This window comes from bacterium, from assembly GCA_004322275.1.
Lineage (GTDB): Bacteria > Desulfobacterota > Deferrisomatia > Deferrisomatales > BM512 > SCTA01.
The window spans coordinates 85,752-107,829 of sequence record SCTA01000007.1 but is presented as its reverse complement, the minus strand read 5'-3'; the positions used below and the strand labels follow the sequence as shown (position 1 = coordinate 107,829).

Annotated in this window: 22 protein-coding genes; 10 read left to right on the top strand and 12 right to left on the bottom strand. The window is 59.2% G+C overall.

Annotation, left to right across the window (positions count from 1 at the left end; all coding sequences use genetic code 11):
* Positions 1–3: 3 nt before the first annotated feature.
* Positions 4–618, top strand: a complete 615-nt coding sequence (locus EPN96_02850) for a TlpA family protein disulfide reductase (GenBank protein TAL18241.1) — start codon at positions 4–6, stop codon at positions 616–618.
* A 5-nt stretch (positions 619–623) separates the two neighbouring features.
* On the opposite strand, the gene EPN96_02845 is transcribed toward EPN96_02850, so the two are convergent.
* Positions 624–2,039 carry a hypothetical protein gene (locus EPN96_02845; protein ID TAL18240.1) on the bottom strand — a complete coding sequence of 472 codons (1,416 nt, stop codon included), beginning with the start codon at positions 2,037–2,039 and terminating at the stop codon, positions 624–626.
* A gap of 294 nt (positions 2,040–2,333) precedes the next feature.
* Between EPN96_02845 and rpsF the strand changes: the two genes are divergently transcribed.
* The 6 genes from rpsF to tatA all read left to right on the top strand — a co-directional run bounded on the left by rpsF (position 2,334) and on the right by tatA (position 6,285).
* Positions 2,334–2,771, top strand: coding sequence for a 30S ribosomal protein S6 (rpsF, locus tag EPN96_02840; GenBank protein TAL18239.1), 438 nt, complete (start codon positions 2,334–2,336; stop codon positions 2,769–2,771).
* 39 nt (positions 2,772–2,810) lie between these two features.
* A complete protein-coding gene (rpsR, locus tag EPN96_02835) occupies positions 2,811–3,044 on the top strand; it encodes a 30S ribosomal protein S18 (GenBank protein TAL18238.1) in 234 nt (77 codons plus the stop codon).
* Positions 3,041–3,982 carry a DUF2232 domain-containing protein gene (locus EPN96_02830; protein TAL18237.1) on the top strand — a complete coding sequence of 314 codons (942 nt, stop codon included), beginning with the start codon at positions 3,041–3,043 and terminating at the stop codon, positions 3,980–3,982. Before rpsR ends, EPN96_02830 begins: the two co-directional genes overlap by 4 nt.
* A 51-nt stretch (positions 3,983–4,033) precedes the next feature.
* Complete coding sequence (locus EPN96_02825; protein TAL18236.1) at positions 4,034–4,483, top strand: 50S ribosomal protein L9; 450 nt, start codon at positions 4,034–4,036, stop codon at positions 4,481–4,483.
* Between the two features lie 53 nt (positions 4,484–4,536).
* Positions 4,537–5,928, top strand: coding sequence for a replicative DNA helicase (gene dnaB, locus EPN96_02820; GenBank protein ID TAL18235.1), 1,392 nt, complete (start codon positions 4,537–4,539; stop codon positions 5,926–5,928).
* Positions 5,929–6,000: 72 nt separating this feature from the next.
* Positions 6,001–6,285, top strand: coding sequence for a twin-arginine translocase TatA/TatE family subunit (tatA, locus tag EPN96_02815; GenBank protein TAL18234.1), 285 nt, complete (start codon positions 6,001–6,003; stop codon positions 6,283–6,285).
* Positions 6,286–6,439: 154 nt separating this feature from the next.
* On the opposite strand, the gene EPN96_02810 is transcribed toward tatA, so the two are convergent.
* From EPN96_02810 to EPN96_02790, 5 genes are read right to left on the bottom strand one after another with little or no spacing between them, the layout of a single operon-like run.
* A complete protein-coding gene (locus tag EPN96_02810) occupies positions 6,440–7,195 on the bottom strand; it encodes a hypothetical protein (GenBank protein ID TAL18233.1) in 756 nt (251 codons plus the stop codon).
* Complete coding sequence (locus tag EPN96_02805; GenBank protein ID TAL18232.1) at positions 7,192–9,159, bottom strand: ATP-binding cassette domain-containing protein; 1,968 nt, start codon at positions 9,157–9,159, stop codon at positions 7,192–7,194. Before EPN96_02805 ends, EPN96_02810 begins: the two co-directional genes overlap by 4 nt.
* Positions 9,160–9,177: 18 nt before the next feature.
* On the bottom strand, positions 9,178–9,570 hold the full coding sequence (locus EPN96_02800) for an FxsA family protein (GenBank protein TAL18231.1): 393 nt from the start codon (positions 9,568–9,570) through the stop codon (positions 9,178–9,180).
* Positions 9,571–9,592: 22 nt separating this feature from the next.
* Positions 9,593–9,880 (bottom strand): 4Fe-4S dicluster domain-containing protein, encoded by a 288-nt coding sequence (locus tag EPN96_02795; GenBank protein TAL18230.1) that lies wholly within the window; start codon positions 9,878–9,880, stop codon positions 9,593–9,595.
* A gap of 13 nt (positions 9,881–9,893) precedes the next feature.
* On the bottom strand, positions 9,894–10,985 hold the full coding sequence (locus EPN96_02790) for a hypothetical protein (GenBank protein TAL18254.1): 1,092 nt from the start codon (positions 10,983–10,985) through the stop codon (positions 9,894–9,896).
* 210 nt (positions 10,986–11,195) lie between these two features.
* Between EPN96_02790 and clpB the strand changes: the two genes are divergently transcribed.
* From clpB to EPN96_02775, 3 genes are all read left to right on the top strand, one after another.
* Positions 11,196–13,811, top strand: a complete 2,616-nt coding sequence (gene clpB / locus EPN96_02785; GenBank protein TAL18229.1) for an ATP-dependent chaperone ClpB — start codon at positions 11,196–11,198, stop codon at positions 13,809–13,811.
* 76 nt (positions 13,812–13,887) lie between these two features.
* Positions 13,888–14,076, top strand: a complete 189-nt coding sequence (yacG, locus tag EPN96_02780; GenBank protein ID TAL18228.1) for a DNA gyrase inhibitor YacG — start codon at positions 13,888–13,890, stop codon at positions 14,074–14,076.
* Positions 14,077–14,131: 55 nt separating this feature from the next.
* A complete protein-coding gene (locus EPN96_02775) occupies positions 14,132–15,544 on the top strand; it encodes a DegQ family serine endoprotease (GenBank protein ID TAL18227.1) in 1,413 nt (470 codons plus the stop codon).
* 88 nt (positions 15,545–15,632) lie between these two features.
* Here EPN96_02775 and EPN96_02770 read toward each other — a convergent pair whose 3' ends face one another.
* From EPN96_02770 to EPN96_02745, 6 genes are read right to left on the bottom strand one after another with little or no spacing between them, the layout of a single operon-like run.
* The gene (locus tag EPN96_02770; GenBank protein TAL18226.1) at positions 15,633–16,169 is read right to left on the bottom strand and encodes a hypothetical protein; all 537 of its coding nucleotides are present in this window, start codon (positions 16,167–16,169) and stop codon (positions 15,633–15,635) included.
* A gap of 4 nt (positions 16,170–16,173) precedes the next feature.
* Positions 16,174–17,196 carry a uroporphyrinogen decarboxylase gene (gene hemE, locus EPN96_02765; protein TAL18225.1) on the bottom strand — a complete coding sequence of 341 codons (1,023 nt, stop codon included), beginning with the start codon at positions 17,194–17,196 and terminating at the stop codon, positions 16,174–16,176.
* 11 nt (positions 17,197–17,207) lie between these two features.
* A complete protein-coding gene (locus tag EPN96_02760; GenBank protein ID TAL18224.1) occupies positions 17,208–18,278 on the bottom strand; it encodes a radical SAM protein in 1,071 nt (356 codons plus the stop codon).
* Positions 18,279–18,281: 3 nt separating this feature from the next.
* A complete protein-coding gene (gene cobA, locus EPN96_02755) occupies positions 18,282–19,811 on the bottom strand; it encodes a uroporphyrinogen-III C-methyltransferase (GenBank protein ID TAL18223.1) in 1,530 nt (509 codons plus the stop codon).
* The gene (locus EPN96_02750) at positions 19,808–20,752 is read right to left on the bottom strand and encodes a hydroxymethylbilane synthase (GenBank protein ID TAL18222.1); all 945 of its coding nucleotides are present in this window, start codon (positions 20,750–20,752) and stop codon (positions 19,808–19,810) included. Before EPN96_02750 ends, cobA begins: the two co-directional genes overlap by 4 nt.
* Complete coding sequence (locus tag EPN96_02745) at positions 20,745–22,043, bottom strand: glutamyl-tRNA reductase (GenBank protein ID TAL18221.1); 1,299 nt, start codon at positions 22,041–22,043, stop codon at positions 20,745–20,747. Before EPN96_02745 ends, EPN96_02750 begins: the two co-directional genes overlap by 8 nt.
* Between the last annotated feature and the right edge of the window lie 35 nt (positions 22,044–22,078).

Genomic DNA, 22,078 nt, shown 5'->3' with positions numbered 1-22,078 from the left:
CGAGTGAAACGGCTTTCTTTCGCCCTTGCTCTCTTGCTTGCGGCATTTTATCTTTCCCCGGCGGCTATGGCGGAATCCCTTCCCGAAACGACCGGAGCGGTGCGCGTGGGCGACCTCGCCCCTCCCTTCACCCTTGAAACCATCGACGGCAAAAGGGATGTCTGCGTCGGCACCAAAGACTGCCCCAACAACGTAAAGGTTCTGGTCTTCTGGAGCTTCTTCTGTTTCCCCTGTCAGGACGAGATGCCCGACCTTGAGAATTTCTACAGGGAAAACATCGACAACGGCGTCGAGGTCATCGCGGTGGGGCTGGACGGCCATGAGTACGACAACTTCGTCTTGCCCTTCGTAAAAAGGCTGGGCTTGACGATGCCCCTTACTTACGACACTCCGAACCAGAACTTTTTCGAGGTGTCGGAAAAATACGGCGTCGTCGGAACCCCCACCTTTTTCGTCGTCGACCCCCAGAACAAGATCAGGTTCATCCAGCTCGGCAGAATCGACCCGATGGTTCTCGGAAAGATCGTCGAGGCTGCCCGCACGCAGTCTTTCTGCGCCGATATAGTGAAAGCGCCGAGAGGGGGCGGAGGAAAGCCGAAAGCCGACGACTCCAAGTAGTGAGATTACCGCTGCTCCAGCCGCACCTTGAAGCGCAAAACCGCCTTTCCTTCCTTCGGAAGCGGCAGCGTAAAGACGACGGTGTCGGCGTCGCGCATATTGTACTGATGGGTTGACTGCAACACCCTGAAGCGCCCGCCGAAGGATTCGGCTACCTCAACTTCGGTCTCCTCACCCGCGTTCTCAACTGTAATCTCGAACTCTCCCTCGCTTGTCCACTGGTCGGTTTGTCTGGTCGAGAGGAGCTTTCTTTCAGCCGAGATATCGAAGGCGGAGCCGACGGCCAGTTCCCAAAGCCCGTCCTTTTGCGTATTTCCTGTGGAATCTTCGCCGAGGAGGGTTCTGGACTTGCCCGCGTCAGGCGAGTAGACGCGCACGACCCCCGCCGGAAGCGGCATGCCGAGGCCGTTGTCACTGGTATTTTTTATGCGGAGCAGCACGCGGGGATGGACGTTCTTTTCCTCCGGCACGCCGCCGGACAGGTAGTAGGTGCGCCACTCGTAGCGCCTCACCTTTTCGGCCTTGACGCCGGAAGCGCCGAGGAATTTTTCCTGCTTCGTCTCCCCTCTCTTGAGGGTGATAACGCCCGGCATCTCGAAGACCTGATACTCGAACTGTTTTACCGCCTGAACCGTTTTCGCCTTCGACGCCCTCACCATCCGTCCGTCCGCGGCCTCGGCCATCATCGGCGCGGCCGTGTCCTCCCGGGCCACTTCGCCCGCCACGAGACGCACCTTCGCCGAGTCCATGTCAATCCCCGAATAGTTCCCTATGACCGCCCAACCCTCCAGAGAGCCTTCGAGTGTGTTTTCGTCCAGGGTGAGAAGGTACCTGCCGCTCCAGCCGAGGCCGTCGGCCTGATAGGAGAGGATCAGCTCCTTCGCGTTTTCGCCGAAGGCCGCGTCGGCTTTCAGCACAGGTTTTACCCCGAACCCTTCCGGCACCGAGTCGAATTCGTACCAGGCGACGGGAGATGCGCCGAAACTTCTGGACGGCAGGGCGAGCACCCTCTCCCCCACCTTCCATACCGTCTCCTCACCCGTAGACAGGAGCAACCCCCGCTCGCGGCGAAGGCCGCCGGGTTCGTTGAAAACTATCGTCGCCTCCCTGCCGAGGTTCTCCTCGAGAAGGCGCAGGAGGGAAAGTCTCTCGCCGGTGGAGACGAACGAGTTCACTTCGACTCCCTCGCCCTCGATAATGACGGTATCGCCCCGGAGAGTCTGCGCCACTCCTTCGATCTCAAGGGCTGCTTCGCCTTTTGGGGGCGAAATCCCCCTTATGTCGGTTACGGCGGCGAAGTTCCCCTGATAGAGGTTCAGCGAAAGAGACCTTCTCGACGATTCGCCTACGCGAAGAGGCTCACAAAGAGCTCCATTCGCGGCCAGCAAAGCCACGGCGAAGACGAATATCCTTGTTTTCATGCACACCTCCAGTCGCTGAAAAGAATGACTCCGCACGAGTGTTTTGTAAAGAAACTTCCGCTCTCGAATAGTCTCTCCCAAAGAGAGTGGCGACGCTCATCCCAGGGAAAGGAATTTATCCGTCACGTCTTGCATTATTTCTTCCGTTTCTGTATATAGTAGCGTCTCTCAACCCGGCGCGTTTTGCGCGAAAGGTCAGGGGCGTCAAAACCTCATGGCTTTTTGCGCGTAAAATGCGCTTAAACCCTCCTTGCGCCCGAAAGGGCGATAGAGACTCTGAAGGAGAAAACAGTTATGCCGACACCCTGGAGAAAGTACGAAATTCTCATCCTGATGGATCCCAATCTGGGCACCGAAGGGACCGAGGACCTCATCAACCGTTGCCGAGGCTTCGTCATCGACGCCGGAGGCAGGATGCTCAAGACCGAACGCTGGGGCATCCGCGACACGGCTTTTGAGGTCAAGCGTCAGAAGAAAGCCTGGTACCTCCTGCTCGAATTCGCGGGCGAGGGCTCCGTCGCCACCAGCATGGCGCGTCAGCTCAACCTTCTGGACGTGGTCATCAAGTTTCAGGCCGTCAAGCTTGCAGAGGGCATCGACCCCTCCACCCTCCCCGAGATCGAGGAGCAGGTCAGCGCCGTTGCCCCCTCGAAGCCTCCCGTTCTCCCCGACCTCATCAAGGATGAAGAGGAAGAGGAAGAAGACGAATTCGCAGGCGAAGACGAAAACTAAACCTGAAACTGCTTTTAAATATTTCCAAGGAGATTTGACATGGCTTTCAAACGCGGACGTCGCCGTAAGGTTTGCCGCTTTTGCGCACACCCCGATATGCCCCTTACCTACAAGGAGCCGCTGCTCCTCAACCAGTTCATCACCGATCGCGGCAAGATAGTGCCCTGCCGCATCAGCGGAACCTGCTCTTTCCACCAGAGAGTTCTGGCTCTTGAGATTAAACGCGCCCGCAACGTGGCGCTGCTTCCCTTCACGAGCAACCTTTCGGGTTGATTTCCCGCAAGGAAGCCGTTATCCAGAGCGCTGTGGCGGCGCTTTTCTCGGGAGGGCTTTATTCCCTCTCCCTCGTGGTTCCCGCGGGGATGGCCGCCGCGCTCTTTTGTCCTCTTCCGCTCGCCCTTCTGGCGTGGAGAGGCACTGCCGCGAATGCGGCGCTGATGGCGGTTATGTCCGCCGCCCTCATCTCGTTCTTCGCGCCGGCGGAAGCGATAGCCTACTTCGCGCAGTTCGGGCTGGGGGCTTTTATAATCGGTTACGGCGTCAAAAAGGGGTGGACGCCGGAAAAAACCATAGGCGGATTCGCCGCAATATCCTGCTTCGCCACCCTGCTCCTCCTGGCGGTGCTGGCCAACTCGGCCTCGCAGCCTCCCGGAGAGTTTATCGCAGCCGTGGCGGGGGAATGGAAAGCTCAGATCGGGAAGACCTTTTCGGAGGAACTCTCCGAAATATCCGCCGACGAGGTAGCTCTCTTTCAGGAGAGGCTGGAATCGGCGGCGGCCTTCGTGGTCCGCAGCTTTCCCGGAATACTGGCGGCGCTCTCGCTGATGGTGGGCTGGGCGAACACCATGCTGCTCCGCTCGGTTTTGAAAAAACGTGAAGAAGTCCTGACGGACTGGCGGCTTATGAGGCTCCCGGCGAATCTGATCTGGGTTCTCATAGCCTCCGGGGCGCTGACGGCGCTCGGTGAAGGCGAGCTTCGGGACGCGGGGATAAACATCCTAATCCCGGTGGCGACGGTTTACTTCTTTCAGGGTATCGCAATCGTCCATTTTCTCTTTGAGACGCGCAAAACCCCGCGACTCATAAGCTGGCCGGTGTATGCGATAATAATACTCAACATGCCCGTCGCGCCCATTATGGTCGCGGCGCTCGGGGCTTTCGACCTGTGGGCGGATTTCCGCTCCAGAATCGTTCCCCCGGCTGTAAATTGAAACTAAAGTTATAACGAGTTATACGAGTTCTATTCCAAAGGAGAAGAACCGATGAAAATTATCCTTCTCGAATCCGTTGAAAACCTCGGCACCGTCGGCGACATCGTCACGGTAAAGGATGGTTACGGTAGAAATTTCCTGATCCCCCAGGGTATGGCTTCCATCGCCGACACCAAGAAGGTGAACGCCATCACCCATCAGAAAAAGGCCCTCGAAGCGAAGAGACGCCGCGTTACCGATCAGGCCGAGGCTCTTGCCAAAGAACTGTCCGGCATCTCCCTCTCCTTCGCCCGCAAGACCGCCGACGGCAGCCGCATCTTCGGCTCCGTCACCCCCCTGGATCTGGAGAAAGCCATCCACGACAAGGGTTACGTCGCGGTCAGCCGCAAGCAGATCCACATCGAGAACCCCATCAAGCACGTCGGTGAGTTTGATGTTGCAATCAAGCTCGATGGTGGAATACGCTCGAACATCAAGGTAACGGTCACCGAAGAAAAGTAAGAAGTCAACGGGGCGGGGGGTAACACCTCCGCCCCTTATTTCCCGAAAGCCCCATGGACGTGCAAAGTAACGCCGCGGTCTCCTATCTGAAGGTTCCGCCCCACAATATCGAGGCGGAGTGCGCGACCCTTGGGGCGATTCTGCTGAACAACGAAATCCTCTCGCCCGTAGTCGAAATCCTCGACAAGGAAGACTTCTACCGCTCCGGCCACCAGCTTCTCTTCGACGTGATGCTCACCATGAGCGACCGCGGCGATCCTATCGATCTGGTTACTCTCGTCGATGCGCTTCGCTCCTCCGGAGACCTCGAAAAGATCGGCGGAACCTCCTATCTAACCGAGCTCACCAGTCAGGTCCCCTCGGTGGCGCACGCCGTACACTACGCTGAAATCGTGCGAAAGCTGGCCGTTCTCCGCAGGCTCATACAGGCAGCCAACAAGATAGCGGAGGAAGGTTACGGCTCGGCAAGCGACGTCGAGGAGTACATCGACCGCTCCGAGCAGGCGATTCTGGACGTGGCCTCGAAGGAAATGGGCTCCTCCCTGCCCACCATGAAGGAACTGGTCAAGGGCTCGCTGAAAAAGCTCGAAGAGCTTCACTCCCGCAAGGAGATGATAACAGGCGTGCCGACCGGTTTTTACGAACTCGACGACCTCCTCGCCGGACTCCAGCCCTCCGACCTTATTATCGTCGCGGGCCGTCCCGGCATGGGAAAGACCTCCTTCGTCCTCAACGTCGCGCAGCACGCCTCGGGCAAAGAAAATCACGCCGTGGCCTTTTTCAGCCTTGAAATGAGCCGCGACCAGCTTGTCATGCGCCTCATGTCCTCCGAGGCGCGGATAAATTCACAGAATTTGCGGCGCGGCATGCTCTCCGACGAAGACTGGCCCAAGCTCTCCCGGGCCGCCGGAGTGCTGGCCGAATCGCCCATCTTCATCGACGACACCCCGGCGATATCCACCTACGAGCTTCGCGCCAGGGCGCGAAGGCTCTTCAAGGAGCACAAGATAAAGCTTGTAATCGTCGATTACCTCCAGCTCATGCGCGCCAAGGGCAAATATGACATGCGCGAGCAGGAGATAAGCGAGATTTCGCGGTCGTTAAAGGCTCTCGCCAAGGAGCTGAACATACCCGTCATCGCGCTGAGCCAGCTCAACCGCAGCGTCGAATCGAGGCCGGACAAGCGCCCCCTCATCTCCGACCTTCGCGAATCGGGCGCCATCGAGCAGGACGCCGACGTAATCATGTTCGTCTACCGTGAAGAAATCTACGCCAGAAGCGAGATAAAGAAGAAGGGCGGGGACGGCGACGTACCCGACGACATCAAGGGCAAGGCCGAGATAATCATCGGAAAACAGAGAAACGGCCCCACAGGAACCGTGGAGCTTCGCTTCGACGGCAATTACACCAGGTTTCAGAACCTCGACAAGTATCACGACTATTAATTGAACACCCGCAAATACTGTGGTAACTTTATATAGTTAAGCAAAAACAACCATCAGTAACGGAGTAATTTCATGTTCAGCATGCCGGGAAGTCAGGAATTAATACTCATCCTCATCATTGTCTTACTCGTCTTCGGCGGGAAGAAGATCCCCGAGATGATGGCGGGCATCGGCAAGGGTGTAAGAAGTTTCAAGAAGGGCCTCAACAACCCCGACGAAGAAGAGATAGCCGATCTCGAAGACAAGGCCCAGAGGCTAGACAAAGCCAAAAAGGCCATCGAAGAGAACAAAAAGATTATCGAAGAAATCGGCGGACAGAAGAGCGCCACGGCCACCAAGGAAGAAAAGTCCGCCTAAAAGGTTCGCGAGAAACCAGCTTGCGGTCTTTTTGAAAAACGTCGCGAGAAGGACCGGTTACAAGGAGCCGCACAGCGAGAAGCGAGACATAACAAAGGGTTAGGCGAGTTTCGAGTGAGCACGCGACGACGTAAACGGTCCTCGCAGCAGTTTTTCATGTCCAGGCAAGAATTTCACGGGCTCCATCACGCACCGACGGATGGAGCCCGTTATCATTTATGACCTCAAGAAGAACCTGCGACGGCTGGCAGACCAGCAGCAGAGTCGCCAGCCTGACGGGAGCATAGGGGTTGAAGAGAACCGCCCGCTCCACCGCCGGGCGGGCGATCCACCCCGGCGAAGCCGCGAGAAGGTAAAAGACCTCTTCTGGGCAGGGCCTGCGGCTCGCGATGGCCACTACCTCGCTCTCGCGAAGCCTCGGATTCCGGAGCGCCTCCCTGACAACCCTCTCGTCGGGGTCTTTCAAGAGCCTCTCAAGAAGCGGGGAGCGAAGCCCCCTCACAGCCGTCTTTTTGTGGCCGAGCGACATCTGCTCGGTAATCGGGTCAGGAGGATTGCCCAGGGTTTCGGGGCCTCTCGGCGGGCCCGCGTCCTCCAGAAAAAGCAGGGCGGCGCAGAGGTTCTCCGACCTCGCGGAGTCGAGAATCGAAGCCATCCGCGAATTTCCCACCCTCTCGAAGATCGCCCTGTAATCCAGAAGCGGCATAAAGACCGCCTTGCCGATAGAGTCCTGCCTCGAAAAGCGGGCTGAAAACTCAAGCAGTCTCGCGGAGTCAAGGGGGTCGCCGTCCCGGAGCGCCTCGACCCAGAGCGAAGCTTTGCCCGAGAAAAGAGGCACGGAGCCCGCTTTTATTATGAAGGCGAGGGCCTGCCTCGCACCACCTTCCTCTTCACCGGCTGCAGGGGTCATTCCAGCTCCAGTTCCTCGCGGAGGGTTTTCTCAAGCTCCTCAAGGTCAAGCGCCAGCGCCTCCCACTCGTGCGAGGCGGCGGTGATTTCGCTTTCGAGACCGGACCGCTCGCGCGAAAGTTCGGCGGCTTTTTTCGGGTCCGAATAGATTTCAGGCGCTGAGAGCAGCGATTCCACCTCGGCGAGCCTCCCCTCGCCTCCGGTTATCTTTTTTTCCAGCTCCGAGACTCCGGAGCGAAGGGATTTTGTCCTTTTGTAAAACTCCTCCCGGCTTTTGGCGGCGTTCTTTCGCGCCTCTTTGCCCTTCGAGCTCTTCTGACCCGCCGACTCCCCGGCCTCCGTCTCGCCGGGCGAAACGGTCTGGATGCGGGAGCTTCTCGCCCGGAGAAAATCGTCGTAATTGCCGAGGTACTCCTCGCATCTTCCCCCATCCACGTAAATCACCTTGTTGGCCACCCTGTTTATCAGGTCGCGGTCGTGGGTGATTACGGCTATCGTCCCGCCGAACTCGAAAAGAGCGTTTTTCAGGGTCTCGCAGGCGTCGATGTCGAGGTGGTTGGTGGGCTCGTCGAGCAGGAGGAGGTTTCCCGGCTCCAGAAGGAGCTTCGCCATCACCAGCCGCGACTTCTCGCCGCCGGAGAGGACGGAAACCTTCTTTTCCACGTCGTCGCCGGAAAAGAGAAAACCTCCGAGGAGAGATCTGGCCTCCCGCTCGGTCCTGTAGCCCGGCAGGGTCAGTATCTCTTCCAGAACGGTCCGGTTGGGGGACAAAAGCTCCATCTGGTGCTGCGAAAAGTAGCTGCGGGTGACGTTGTGGCCGTAAGTGACGGTTCCCGCCGACGGAGCTATGACTCCCGCGATGAGCTTGAGCAGGGTCGATTTTCCCGCGCCGTTGGGGCCGATGAAAACCGCCTTGTCACCCCGGAAGAGCTTGAAGTCGAGTCCCTTGTAGATGATATTCGGGCCGTAGCCCGCCACCACTCCTTCAAGGAAAACCACCTCCTTCCCCGAACGCCCCGGCTGGGGAAAGCGGATCGCCGGTTTCTCGCTGGAGAAAGCTTCGAGGGGAACGACTACCTCCTCCTTTTCCATCCGCTTAATCCGCGACTGGACCTGTTTGGCCTTGGTGTTCTTGGAGCGGAAGCGCTCTATGAAGCGCTCCTCGTCGGCGCGCTTTCGCTGCTGGCGCTCGAAGGCCGCCCGTTGCTGTGAAAGGCGAAGTTCCCGCTCCTCCACGTAGCGCTCGTAATTTCCCTTCGTCCTCACCGCCCCGCTCTTTTCCAGCGCAAAGACGCCGTTCACCACGCGGTTGAGGAAAGAAACGTCGTGAGAGACGATTAAAAACCCCGCTTTGGACTCCCGAATGAAGTTTTCGAGCCATTCGAGGGTTACTATGTCGAGATGGTTTGTCGGCTCGTCGAGAAAGATTATCTCAGGGGACTTGAGAAGTATGCGGGCAAGGAGGCTGCGCATCCTCCAGCCGCCGGAAAACGAGTTGAGCGGGCGGGAAAAGTCTTTTTCGGAAAAGCCGAGGCCGGAGAGTATCTTTCTGGCCTCGGAGCGGAGAGTGTAGCCGCCGAGATACTCATACCTGGCCTGAAGGTGTCCGTAGCGAAGGAGCAGTTCGGGGGAGGAGTCTCCCTCTTCGAGGAGCTTGTGCGCCTCGGTAAGCCCCTCCTGCACCTCCCGAAGCTCTCCTGCGACGTTCTCGACGAAATCGAGCAGGGATTCCGAAGAATCGACCTCGACCTCCTGCGGAAGGTAGCCGTTTGACGACCCCCTTCGCCCTCTCACCTCGCCGCTGTCGGCCTGTTCCTCTCCGGCCAGAATCTTGATGAGGGTGGTCTTGCCGGAGCCGTTGGGGCCGACAAGCGCGAGCCTGTCCCCGGCGTCCAGACGCAGATCCACGTTTGAGAAGAGAGTTCTTCCCCCGAAGGATTTGGATAGTCCGCTGGCGTCGATCAACCAAGGCCCCTGAAAGGATTAATAGCGCCTAAAGACGATTTCGCCGCGCTCGAACTTGCGCTTGAGCCAGAGGGCGAAACCTCGCTTCCAGAGCGCTCGGGTAGGAGGAAAGATGAATGTTATTCCGATAACGTCGGTTATAAACCCCGGAGTAATAAGGAGCACACCGCCCGCGAGGAGAAGCGCCCCGTCGATGAGGGCGCCGCCGGGCATCCGCCCCTCGCTCGTCTCCCTCTGGATGCGCCGAAGAAGGCTCAGCCCTTCGCGCCTCGCGTAGAAAGCGCCGAAGGCCCCCATAGCCAGCACGAGCAAAAAAGTGTCCAGCGCGCCTATAAGCGAGCCTACCTTTATGAGAACGTAGATTTCGGCTGCGGGCACCGCAAGGAAGAGGAGGAGAATCAAAGGGAACATTGATTTATTCCGATGCGGCGGGTCAGCAGCAGCCGGAGCCGGAGCAGCCGCATTGGGGCGGGCCGCCCTTAATCCAGCCGGTAAGTATGGCCTCCGCGCAGCCGACGCCGGGCTTCACGCTGACAGCCCCCGCCGGGCAGTTTTTGACGCAGGCGCCGCACTCCATGCACTTTTTCCCGTTCTCGACCTTCACCGCCCGCCCCTCGGCGACGAAGACGCCGTGCGGGCAGACGTCGATGCACATGAGGCAACCCACGCATTTCTCCCTGTCAAATCCGAGGGTGGAGACACCCAGATAATCAAGACTCACGGTAATATCCTTCTCAGCGGAAAAATCCGCCACCAATCCAGGCTATAAGACCCGCCGCCGCCGCCATGAGCTGTACCGGCAGGAACCGCCTCATCTCCTTTTCAACCCCCGTAGGGGAGGTTATCGGAGTCGCGCCGGTAAAGTTCATCGCCGCGAAGGAGGCTACCGCCGTTCCCATGAGGACGAAGCCTGTTCTTTCCAAGATAACCATCGAACCGGAGAGGAGCAACGCCGCCCCTACGGTCGTGGCGAGCCCCGCGAAGATTCCCCGGACGGAAAAGGACTTTCCCGGTAGCCAGGGAAGGAGAAGGGGCGTCAGGAAAGCGCCCGCGAAAGCCCCCGCGCCCACGCTTGCGGCAAAAAGCCATCCCCGCGCCCACGCCGCTTCCGGCGACCATATTTCCTTTGAGATGCCCGAGAGGGCGAACCCGGCCGGAAGAATCCAGAGCGAATACTTAAAGAGGAGGGAAAGCTCCACGGGGATCAGTATCAGCCTCTCGACGGTGGTGAAGGTCACCCTTCTCATTGCTGGAGTGGCCTTTTTCCCCGCGTCGAGATACGTTTTCAGGTCGTCCGCCCTAACGGGGCCGTAGAAGACCCGAAAACCGCTCCCCTTCCTGACCTCGTGGGCGTTTACGCCGCTAGCCCCGAGCTGCGGAAGGACAACCTCCCGGTGGGCGACGATCCTGTCCACGCCCGCCTTTCCCATGCGGGAAAGAAGCTCCTGTGTCCCGAAGGTTCCCTTCCCCGCCGCGCACCAAACGTTTATCCCCTTGGTGTCGAGCGCAAGAACCCAGAGGTCCAGCCCCTTCCACTCCCTTCTGAGAAGGTCGAAGGTGAGCTTGTAGTTACAGGTGGCGACGAGGGGCGAGTGTTCGTCCGGAGAGCCGAAGGAGTACAGCCCCGGCACCACGGTGTAGCTGTCCCTTCCGATTCCGAGCCTTACCGAAAACGTTCCGAGACGGTCCCCGGAGGTAATCTCGTGCGAGACGATGGGGACAGAGCCCGCCGGCGTTTCGACGGACCCGGTAACAAAGGTCTGTTTGTGCGGCTCCCAGCGGCTTTCCCGAAGGTCAACCAAAGGAGCGCTGTCCGAATCCGCCATTTTCAGGAGGACGGGCTTTCCGGAGGGGACTTTCTTTTCCGCTCCGCAGCCGGAGTTGCAGCCGCAATCTTTTTTATCGCTCATGGTTATTTCTTTTCTCAATCCCAGGATTCATGGGTCAAGGATATTAACAGAGGGCAAACAACTTGTCTTTTCAAAAAGCGGACTTAACTTTTAAACCACAGGTTATTGCCAACACGGAGAGATACTATGGATTTACAGAAGTTTACCCAGAAATCGCAGGAAGCCGTCTCCGAAGCCCAGAAAACGGCTATCAGGATGAACCACCGCGAGGTGGACGCCGAACATCTCGCGTTAGCTCTCGTAAGCCAGGAGGAGGGGCTCATCCCCCGCCTCATGGACAAGATGGAGATACCTCCCGGCGACCTGAAGAGCAGAATTTCACGGGAACTCGACCGAAAGCCGCAGGTAACCGGCCCCGGCGTCGAGCCCGGGAAGATATTCATCACGAACCGCCTCCAAAAGATTTTCGTCAGAGCCGAAGAGGAGGCAAAGAAGCTTAAGGACGCCTTCGTCTCCGTCGAACATCTCTTTCTGGCGATTCTCGATGAAGGAGGCGATCTGGCGAAAGCGCTGGGCGAGTACAAGCTCTCGCGCCAGTCCTTCCTCACCGCGCTCCTTTCGGTCCGGGGCAGCCACAAGGTCGAATCGGACAACCCCGAGGCCACTTACGAGGCGCTTGAGCGCTACGGAAGAGACCTCGTCAGGGAGGCCCGGAGCGGCAAACTCGACCCGGTCATCGGCAGGGACGAGGAGATACGAAGGACGATACGGATTCTCTCCCGCAAGACAAAGAACAACCCTGTGCTCATCGGCGAGCCGGGCGTCGGCAAGACGGCCATCGTCGAGGGGCTGGCCCAGCGCATAGTACGCGGCGACGTGCCCGAGGGGCTGAAGGACAAGACCCTCTACGCCCTCGACATGGGCGCTCTCATCGCCGGGGCGAAGTACCGGGGCGAGTTTGAAGAGAGGCTGAAAGCCGTCCTCAACGAGATTCGCGCCGCCGAGGGGCGAATCCTACTCTTCATCGACGAGATGCACACCATAGTCGGCGCGGGCAAGGCCGAGGGCGCGATGGACGCGGGCAACATGCTAAAGCCCCTCCTCGCGCGGGGCGAGCTTCACTGCATCGGGGCCACGACCCTCGACGAATACCGAAAGCACGTCGAAAAGGATCCGGCGCTGGAGCGGCGCTTCCAGCCGGTCATGGTCACCGAGCCCACCGTGGAGGACTCCATCTCCATACTTCGCGGGTTAAAAGAGCGCTTCGAGGTCCACCACGGAGTGCATATTCAGGACAACGCCCTCGTGGCGGCTGCGGTCCTAAGCCATCGCTACATCTCCGACCGCTTTTTGCCGGACAAGGCGATAGACCTCATCGACGAGGCTTGTGCCACGATACGGACCGAGATAGATTCCCTCCCCTCCGAACTTGACCAGGTGAAGAGAAGGGTGATGCAGCTCGAAATCGAGGAGGCAGCCCTCAAAAAGGAGAAGGACAAGGCCTCCAAAGAGCGCCTCGAAGAGCTCCGGAAGACTCTCGCCGACCTGCGCGAGAAGCTTTCCGCCAAACTGGCGCAGTGGGAAAACGAAAAACGCGCCATCCAGAAGGTTCAGGCTCTTCGCGAGCAGATAGAGAGAACCCGGCGCGACGTAACGGTCGCGGAACGGGACTACGACCTTGAAAAGGCCGCGAAACTCAAGCACGGAGAACTTCCGAAACTCGAAAGGGAGCTTCTGGAGAAGGAAGCGGAAATACGCGAGGGAGAGGGAACGGAAAAACTCCTCCGCGAAGAGGTCACCGAGGACGAGATAGCCGTTATCGTCTCCAACTGGACAGGCATTCCCGTAACGCGCCTGATGGAGGGCGAGCGGGAGAAGCTTCTCAAGCTCGACGAGATACTCCACAAGCGGGTAATCGGCCAGGACGAGGCGGTGGGCTACGTCGCCGACGCGGTGATACGCGCCCGCGCCGGGATAAAAGACCCGCGCCGCCCTATCGGCTCCTTTTTGTTTCTGGGCCCCACCGGAGTGGGCAAGACCGAGCTGACCAAAGCCCTCGCCGAAGCTCTCTTCGACAGCGAGGAGAACCTCATCCGCATCGACATGAGCGAATACATGGAGAAGCACACGGTATCGAGGCTTGTCGGGGCTCCTCCCGGCTACGTCGGCTACGAGGAGGGCGGGCAACTCACCGAGGCGGTCAGGAGAAAGCCCTACTCCGTCATCCTCTTCGACGAGGTGGAAAAGGCCCACCACGACGTTTTCAACATCCTTTTGCAGGTGCTCGACGACGGCAGGCTGACCGACGCGCAGGGGAGGACCGTCGATTTCAAGAACACGGTTATAACGATGACCTCCAACATCGGCTCGACCTACCTTTTGGACGGCATAGACTCGAAGGGCGAGATAACCGAAGCGGCGAGAAACGCCGTCATGGGAGAGCTTCGCCGCCAGTTCCGCCCCGAGTTTCTGAATAGACTGGACGAGGTGGTGCTCTTTCGGCCCCTCACCCTGGAGGAGATTGAAAAAATCGTCGAACTTATGACCGGAAGGCTTCGCGGAAGGCTCGCCGAGCGTTCGATAACGCTTGAGCTCGCCCCGGAGGCGAAGCGCTTCATAGCGAAGGAGGGTTTCGACCCGGTTTACGGCGCCCGCCCCCTCCAAAGATTCATCCAGCGCCACCTGGAAACCGCCATCGGCAGAGCGCTTATCGCAAAGGAAATTATGGACGGCGCGAAGATAACGGTAACGGTAAAAGACGGCGACATCGCGGTCACCCATGAAAATCCGCCCAAACCTTGAATTTTAAAGGCCGGACAGGTAAACCTTGTATAATCAGGGTCCGTCAAACGGATGCTTGTTGCAGTGAAGGAACGAAATGAAAGCCAAATGCCCCGCGTGTAAAAAAATCGTCGAATGGGAAGGAAATTCCTGGAGGCCTTTTTGCTCCGAACGCTGCAAAATGCTAGATTTCGGCAACTGGCTGAATGAAAAGTACAGGATAGACGCCGTAGAGGACGACGAAGAGGTCGACACCGATATCCTCCCTGACAAGGGGCAGCAATGAAAGTTTTCTCTTCTACGGGAAACTTCGAGTGAACCATAAACCGGAGGTCTTTTAGATGAAGATCAAAACACTCTCAACCGCGCTGGCGGTGGCCGCGGCCTTTTTTGTCACCACCGTCGCCTCGGCGGCGCCCGCGCCCGACTCCTTCGCGGACCTGGCGGAAAACCTTACCCCCTCGGTAGTCAACATCTCGACGACCAAGACGGAGAAATTCCGCATGCCCTCCATGCCCGGCGGCAGGCTGGACCCCTTCCGCGAATTTTTCGGCGACGATTTTTTCAAGCATTTCGGCGGACAGGGCGAAGAAAACGGCAGCCGGAAAACGCAGAGCCTCGGCAGCGGCTTCATCTGGGACGAGAGCGGCTACATCATCACCAACAATCACGTCGTCGAGGGAGCGGACGAGGTCATAGTCCGCCTTTCCGAGGGTAAAAAGTTCGAGGCCAAGGTAGTCGGCGCCGATCCGAAGACAGACGTGGCGGTATTGAAGATCGATCCGGGCAAATACGTGCTGAAACCCGTAAAGCCCGGCGACAGCGAAACCGTGCGCGTAGGCGACTGGGTGCTCGCCATCGGCAACCCCTTCGGCCTCGGCCACTCGGTAACAGCCGGTATTATCAGCGCCAAAGAGCGCATAATCGGCATGGGTCCCTACGACAGCTTCCTCCAGACCGACGCCGACATCAATTTCGGCAATTCCGGCGGCCCTCTCTTCGACATCAAGGGGCGCGTAATCGGCATAAACGCCGCGAAAAACACTCAGGGCGCCGGAATCGGCTTCGCCATCCCGATAAACATGGCCAAATCCGTAATCTCCCAGCTCAAATCCAGCGGCAAGGTCACCCGCGCCTGGCTGGGCGTGATGATTCAGGACCTTACCGAGGAGATTGCCGACTCGCTTAACCTTACCGAACCCGCGGGCGCTCTCGTGTCGGACGTTCTCGACAAGGGCCCGGCGCAAAAATCCGGTCTTGAGCGCGGAGACGTAATCCTCGAATTCGACGGCAAGCCGATCAAGAATTCAAAGCAGCTCCCCTTCATGGTGGCGAGCCACGCCCCCGGCGCGGTTGTGGAGATGACGATTCTTCGGAAGGGCGAGAAGAAAAAGCTGACCGCGACGCTGGGCGAGATGGAGGGCGAGGCCGCCGCCGCTCAGGAAGTGGGCAAACAGACTATAGGAATGGTGGTTCAGGAGATAACGCCGGAACTTCGCGAAGCCCTCAACATCGACACGAAAGAAGGGCTCGTAATAACCGACGTGGAAGGCGGCAGCGCCGCGCAGGAAGCGGGACTTCGTCGCGGAGACATCATCATCGAGATCAACCAGACCGCAGTCTCCAAGATGAAGCAGCTCCAGGACGAGATAAGCGAAGCCAAAAAGAGCGGCAAAGGTTCGATACTCCTCCTCGTCAAGCGCGGCGAAAACACCCTCTTCGTCCTCGTCAAGCTCCCCAAAAAAGACAAGTAACAGCTCTACGCACTGAAAAGACGAAGGGCCTGCCGAAACCGGCAGGCCTTTTTTGTTCCAGCAAACGCCCTGCTCGGGCAGGGAAGTGTTACTCCAAAATGAACTCCCATGCGCACATGAAGTCCCTTTCGCCCTTGTCGGGCGGGCAGGCGACGCATTTGGCCCTCAGCCTGGGATCGACGGCTTTCGCGAACTCGGAGTATTCAACGATGCCAACCGCTTTGCAGGGGAAGGGCTCCAGTCCCTTTCGCGCCCTCGCGGACTGCACCCGGCACTCGACCATTCGGAAAACCATGCTCGCGTCCGTGTCCACGCACTCCTGAACGTTGAGTCTCGCGTACATCCTGTGCCGAAGGCATTCCTTAAGCGCCGGGATTCCGCCTCCGGGTTTAATGCCAAGGCGATCCATGATCCTCCGGGCTTCGATGGGCGAAAATCTCCGCCAAGCCTCGGTATCGGCGTGTATGGCGGCCTCCATCCCATGCGCCGATTCCACCGCCTGAAACCAGAGGCCATCGTGGGCGAGCCAGTTTTTGGCGTCGTCCAGAATTATCTTTACAAGCTCTTCTTTCGAGAGTTTTTCAAGAGCATCAATTCCTTCGGATGCCGTGTGCTTTTCAGCCATTCGGCTACCGGGCTCCCGCCTCGTGTACGGCCTCTACAACCGCTCGCGCCGTCTCAACGTCCGCCATCGGCATTATGCCGTGACCGAGGTTGAAAATGTGACCCTTGGCCTTCTTGCCCTTTTCGGTAATCTCGGCCGCGGTCTTCTTTGCAAGCTCCACCGGGGCGAACATGTAGGAGGGGTCCATGTTCCCCTGCACGGCGAAATCGGGGCCGAGCTCCTTAATGGCCCTTTCGATGTCGATGTGCCAGTCGAGGCCGATTACGTCGCCGCCGACCTCCTTGACGTGGTCGAGCATGAGACCGGAGCCCTTGACGAAGTTGATTACCGGGACGGATTTGTCGAGGCTGTCGATTATCCGCTTCGAGTGGGGCAGGACGTACTTTTTGTAGTCCGCCGGGGAGAGGATGCCACCCCAGGTATCGAAGATCTGGAGGGCCTGAGCGCCCGCCTTCGCCTGAGCGTTCAGGTAGGCGATTACGGTGTCGGAGACCTTTTCCATCAGGTCGTTGAAGAGATCGGGAGCGCCGAACATCATTCTCTTGAAGTTGGCGAACTCGCGGGAGCCCTTGCCTTCGACCATGTAGGCGGCGAGGGTGAAGGGAGCGCCGGAAAAGCCGATGAGCGGAACCTTGCCGCCCAGCTCCTTTCGTATCAGCTTCACCGCGTCGAGGACGAAGGGAACGTCCTCCTCGGGGTTGCAGACGCGAAGCGCGTCAACGTCGGCGCGGGTGCGTATCGGCTCCATCACCGGGCCGGGGTTGAAATCCACCTTGCAGCCCATCCCTTCGAGGGGAATCATTATGTCGGAAAAGAGTATCGCCGCGTCCACGTTCAGCCTGTCGAGGGGCTGGAGGGTGACTTCGCAGGCCACCTCGGGGATGTGGCAGACTTCGAGGAAGGTGTACTTCTCGCGCACGTCGCGGTACTCCTTCATGTAACGCCCGGCCTGGCGCATTATCCATACGGGGGTGGTGTCTACCGGCTCCCCTCTGCACGCTTTCAGAAATCTATCGCTACGGCTCATAAATTCTCCTTTTACTTTTCCCTGTTCATTCTGACGGGAACGTAGTCGCAGAAAGGTTCTTCCGCAAGATAATCCCCGGAGACGGCGTAGGCTCTCGCCCTGCACCCTCCGCAGACGTTGATGAATTCGCACTCGCCGCACTTGCCCTTGTAGGATTTGAAGTTGCGAAGGTCCTTGAAGAGCGGCGAATTCTCCCAGATATCCTTGAACTTCTCGGTCTTGACGTTGCCCGCCGACATCGGGAAATAGCTGCAGGGCTTTACGTTGCCGAAGCAGTCTATGAGGCAGATGGTCTGGGCGGCGATGCACCCCTTTCCTCCCCCGGTGGAGAAGGTCAGCGAGCGGCGCTCGAACTTGACCCCTTCCTTCTTCGCCATCTGCGGTACGATGCGGTAGTAGTGGGGCGCGCAGGTGGGCCGCATGAGAATCTGGTCCTCGTGCTTCTCCTGCTCGTAGTGCCACGTCAGAAGCTCCTCGTAATCCTCCTTGGAGATAAGCTCGTTCATGATCTCCTCGCCGCGCCCGGTGGGGACGATCATGAACATGTACCACGCCGTCGCGCCGAGGCTTTTTGCCAGCCTGAAGGTGTCGGCTATGTACGGCTGGTTTCGCTTGGTGAAGGAGGAGTTGACGAGAAACTTTATGCCGTGCTTTTTGAAGAGGCCGGCGGCGCGGACGGTGCCCTCAAAGGCTCCCGGACTCCCGCGAAAGTTGTCGTGAACCTCCGCGCTCGGCCCGTCGAGGGAGAGGGAGACCATCTTTATGTCGGCTTCCTTCATTTTTTCGCATACCTCGTCGGTGACGAGGACGCCATTGGTGGCCATGCACATGCGAAGGCCCTTGCCGGTGCCGTACTTCGCTATCTCGAAGATATCCTTCCGAAGCAGCGGCTCGCCGCCGGAGAGAACCATCACGGGCTTTGAAAGCTCGCAGATGTCGTCGATGAGTTTGAAGGCTTCCTCTGTGGTGAAATCCCCCTCCGCCGCCTCCAGGTCGGAGGAGCAGCGGCAGTGGACGCACCGTAAATTGCAGCGCTGGGTTGACTCCCACGCGATCCATTTCGGGATAAATTCGCTTTTCATATCTTAACCTTTGTTTTCTTTGCTTCCGAAGTACTTTTCGAGGGCCGCCACCATGCCCTCCACGGTGTATTCCTCTCCCATTCCGACCACGGGAAGGCCGAGGGAAAGGGCTTTCTTCTCGGTGGAGGGGCCGATGACTATGCAGGGAGCGAAATCCTTCTCCAGTTTCTCCTCTTCGAGAAGCTGGAGGTAGTTCACCGCCGCCGAGGGGGAGGCCAGCGTCACCGCGTCGATCATCTTCTGCCTCACGACCTGCAGGGCAAGAGGGTGCGGCTCGGGGCGGACGTTTTCGTAGATGGCCACCGTCTCGACTTTCGCGCCCATCTTCTCAAGCTCTTCGGGGACAAGTTCCCTCGCCTCCTTCGCTCTCGGGATGATAACCTTCATCCCCTTGAGGCCATCCATCTTTTTGAATTCTTCGACGATCGACTCGGCGATGAACTTTTCCGGCACCGCGTCGGCCCTGATGCCGAAGGTCTCAAGGCATTCGGCGGTCTTGGGGCCGATGGCCATGACTCTGGCCGCGCCGAAGACTCTGGCGTCCAGCTTGAGTTCGTGCAGGCGCTCGAAGGTGAACTCCACGGCGTTTGTCGAGGAGAAGATCACCCAGTCGTAGGCGAAGAGCCGCCGAAGGGTGGAGTCTATCCCGCTTCGGTGGCCGAAGGCGCGAAGCTCTATGAGCGGCAGCTCTATCGGCACCGCGCCGCGCTCCTTGAGCAGGTGGCAAAGCTCGCGGGACTGGGCTAAGGCTCTCGTAACGAGTATCTGCCTGCCCTTGAGGGGCGATTTCTCGAACCAGCCGAGCCTGCTTCTGGCCTTTACCACCTCGCCGACTATGACGAGGGAGGGGGGAGGAATAACTTCGTCCCTCACCTTTTCCACTACACCTGCGAGGGTGCTCTCGATGACCCGCTGCTCCGGCCAGGTGGCCCGGTGGACCACCACGAGGGGTGTGTCGGGCGATCTTCCGGCCTTTATGAGTTCCTCTACGACGCCTTCGAGCTGCATCATCCCCATGTAGATGGCGATGGTGCCGCCGAGCTTGCCGAGGGCGTTCCAGTCGATCTCCGGCCCCTCGCCTCCGTCGCCGCGCCGGTGGCCGGTAACGAGGGTCACGCAGGGGGCGTAGTCGCGATGGGTCAGGGGTATTCCGGCGTAGGCCGCCGCGCCCGAAGCCGCAGTGACGCCGGGGATAATCTCGACCGGTATGCCCGCCTCGGTTATCGCCAGCGCTTCCTCGCCCATTCTGCCGAAGATGGAGGGATCGCCGCCCTTGAGGCGGACGACCCGAAGCCCCTGCTTCGCCAGCTCGATTATCCTCTCGGTTATCGCATCCTGCGGGTGCTGCGCTCCGTGGCCCTGCTTCCCCATCTTCTGGAGAAGAGCGTCCTTCGGGGCGTATTCGAGGATATCCGTGTGGACGAGGTAATCGTAGATTACCGCCTGCGCCCTTTCGAGCACTTCACGCCCCCGCAGGGTGAGGAGTCCCGGATCGCCCGGTCCCGCGCCCACGAGGTAGACAAAGCCGCTCATTCCTTGTAGAGCCCCTGCGCGTAGACCTCGGCGAGTATCTCCCTCGCGCCCCTGCCCAGAAGCTCTTCGGCCAGCGAAACGCCGAGACTGAGCCCTTCGCTCTTGTTTCCGGTAATTTCGCCGGTCACGACGCGCTGCCCGTCGAGGCTGCCGACGAGGCCGCGGATGTGGATATTTTCTCCGTCAACCTCGGAGTAACAGGCGATGGGAACCTGACAGCCGCCTTCGAGGCGGCGTAGGAAGGCCCTTTCGGCCTTGACTCGCGTATAGGTCTCCTCGTCGCGTAGGGGGGCTATGAGAGCGTTGGTATCGGGGTCGTCCGACCTGCACTCTATTCCCACCGCGCCCTGACCGACGGCGGGAAGAACGTCTTCGCTGCCGAGATAGGCGCTGACCTTGTCCGCGAGGCGAAGGCGCTTTACCCCGGCCGCCGCGAGGACGATGGCGTCGTACTGCCCCTCTTCGAGCTTGCGAAGGCGCGTGTCCACGTTGCCGCGAAGGTCCTCGAAGACGAGGTCGGGGCGGCGGGACCAGAGCTGAATCTTTCTCCTAAGGCTGGAGGTGCCGATTCTCGCGCCCTGCTTTATGGTGGCGAAGGTGTCTCCCGTCGTGCAGAACCAGGCGTCTCTCGGGTCTTCGCGCTTCAGGATGACCGGCAGGTGAAGCCCGGCGGGAAATTCGGTGGGTACGTCCTTCATCGAGTGGACGGCTATGTCGGCGCGGCCGTCCACGAGGGCGTCCTCTATCTCCTTGACGAAGAGCCCCTTGCCGCCGACTTTCGCCAGCGGAACGTCGAGAATCTTGTCGCCCTTGGTCATTATGCGGACGAGTTCCACCTCGATGCCGGGATAGAGCGCTTCGAGCTGGTCCTTTACCCAGTTCGCCTGCCAGAGGGCGAGAGGGCTCTTTCTTGTTGCGATTTTAAGGGCGCGCTTACTCACGCGGTTCCTCCTCGTTGTCTTCAAGTTCGGAAAGGCCGAAGACCCGGCGGACCGAATCGAGCGAAAGGTCTATGTCGGGGTCCTCGGCGAGCTGTTTAAGGCAAATCGTCGGCTGGTGCAATATCTTGTTCACGATGGCCGTAGTCATCGCTTCAAGGCTCTTTTTCTGCTTCGGGGTCATCTCGTCGCCGAAGTTTTTGAGGGTCTTTTCCAGCTCGGAGATGCGTATGGCGTCGAACTGATCGCGGAGCTGGCGGATGGTCGGCGTCACGTCGAGCATCTTTATCCACTTGAGGAAGGTTTCGACCTCCTCGCGGACGATTATCTCCGCCTTGTCCGCCTCCTTGGCGCGCTCCTTCTTGTTGCTGTCGATTATTCCCTGCAGGTCGTCCACGTCGTAGAGATAGACGTTGTCTATCTGGTTTATGGCGGGGTCGATGTCGCGGGGAACGGCGATATCTATAAGGAACATCGGCCGCTGCTTTCTCAGCTTCATCGCCTCCTTAACGTGCGCCGCCTCTACGACGAGATGGGGCGCGCCGGTGGAGGAGATGACTATATCCACCTCGTGAAGGTGCTTTGTGAAGAGGTCGAAGGGCACCGCGGTGCCGCCGAACTGCTCGGCCAGCTTTTCCGCCCTCGCGAAGGTGCGGTTCGTGACCATGACCCGCGAGATTCCGTTTTCGACCAGGTGCGTCGCGGCGAGCTCGCACATCTCCCCCGCGCCGACGACCATGACCGTCTTTCCGGAAAGCTCTCCGAAGATCTTTCTTGCAAGCTCGACCGCCGCGAAGGACATGGAAACCGCCGCCTGCGCGATTCTCGTCTCCGTCCTCACGCGCTTGGCCGTGCTGAAAGCCTTGTGCATGAAGCGGTTGAGGACGAGTCCGGTGGCGGAGCCCTGTTGCGCCTTCTCGAAGGCGTCTTTCACCTGCCCGAGTATCTGCGGCTCGCCGACGACCATCGAATCGAGGCTGGAGGCGACGCGAAAGACGTGATGGACGGCGTCGGAACCGGCGTAAAAATAGATATGGGGGCGGAGCTTGTCCAGCGGTATCCGGTGATACTCGGACATGAAGCGGATGAGCGCCTCGACGCCCTCGTCCCTCGAACGCACCGCTGCGTAAACCTCGACCCTGTTGCAGGTGGAGAGGATTACCGCCTCCCGCACGCCCGAAAGACCGCGCACGGTTCTGGCGACCTCGTGGAGCTGGTCGGGGGCGAAGGCCACCTTCTCGCGTATCTCCACGGGAGCGGTTTTATGACTGAGTCCGACTACTGCTATTTCCATGCTTACTCTTCAATGAAAGCGAAATAAAAAGGCCG